Source organism: Curtobacterium sp. B18, from assembly GCF_000333375.1.
Classification (GTDB): Bacteria; Actinomycetota; Actinomycetes; order Actinomycetales; family Microbacteriaceae; genus Curtobacterium.
In genome coordinates this window covers 1-735 of sequence record NZ_BACZ01000516.1, presented here as the reverse complement: position 1 = coordinate 735, position 735 = coordinate 1, and the positions used below count along the sequence as shown (strand labels likewise).

Annotated in this window: 1 pseudogene; it reads right to left on the bottom strand. The window is 69.3% G+C overall.

Annotation, left to right across the window (positions count from 1 at the left end):
- Nucleotides 1-56: 56 nt before the first annotated feature.
- Nucleotides 57-735: pseudogene (locus I5E_RS21815) on the bottom strand (preprotein translocase subunit SecA); the annotation flags it as partial.

The window sequence follows — 735 nt, the reverse complement described above, 5'->3', positions numbered from 1 at the left end:
CGGGCAGGAGGGAAAAAAACAAAAGAAAAAGCCCCTCCTGCCCGTCTGGTCCTGCGTCAGCCCTTCTTGGCGGCCTGACGACGCTCCGCGCGGTTGCCCGCAGCGGCCTGGCCGGAGGCCGTCGCGGCGTTGCCGAACGCGGAGCCCTGCTCCGGGCCGGCAGCCGCCTCGGCCTCGGCCTGCGCCTTCTGCGCCCGAGCCGTGGCGGCCTGCTCGAGGCGACCGCGCTCGTCGCGGACCTCGACCTCGCCGTCGATCGACGGAGCGGAGTACTCGAGACCGGAGACCTCGTCCTCGCCGAGGCCCTTGGCCTCGATGACGGCGTTCTCCCCGTCGGACTGGACCTGCACCTCGAGGTTGAAGAGGTAGCCGACCGACTCTTCGCGGATCTGCCCCATCATGCTCTGGAAGAGCGCGTAGCCCTCGCGCTGGTACTCGACCAGCGGGTCGCGCTGCGCCATCGCGCGGAGGCCGATGCCGTCCTTGAGGTAGTCCATCTCGTAGAGGTGGTCGCGCCAGCGGCGGTCGATCACCGAGAGGACCACGCGGCGCTCGAGCTCACGCATGGCCTCGTCGCCGAGGAGTTCCTCGCGCTGCTGGTAGGCGAGTTTGGCGTCGGAGAGGATCTCGCGGCCGAGGAACTCGCGCGAGGCCTTGCCCTTCGACCCGGCCTCGGTGATGACCTCGTCGATCGAGATCGAGATCGGGTAGAGCGTGCCGAGCTCGGTCCACATG